1 protein-coding gene is annotated in these 238 nt (G+C 66.4%); it reads right to left on the reverse strand.

From position 1 onward, the window contains the following. Positions 1–238: Hpt domain-containing protein (locus OP18_RS50935; RefSeq protein ID WP_033368083.1), on the reverse strand; the 238-nt coding region annotated here is incomplete at both ends.

The following is a 238-nucleotide window of genomic DNA, read 5'->3' on the forward strand; positions in this document are numbered from 1 at the left end:
CCGCAGCAACGCGTCCGTCGTCGACGGCGTCATCCCCTGCGCGCCGTCACGCAGCCGGGACAACAACGACTCACCGACATGCGTGACCTTCTCCAGACGATTGAACGCCAGGAACCCCGAAGTGCCCTTGATCGTGTGGATCGTGCGGAAGATCGAGGACAGCAGCTCCCGCGACCCCGGCGCCGCCTCCAACGCCACCAGGTCCCGGTCCAACTGGTCCAGGTTCTCGTGCGACTCC

Origin of the sequence: Dactylosporangium aurantiacum (assembly GCF_000716715.1) — a bacterium.
GTDB classification, from domain to species: Bacteria; Actinomycetota; Actinomycetes; order Mycobacteriales; family Micromonosporaceae; genus Dactylosporangium; species Dactylosporangium aurantiacum.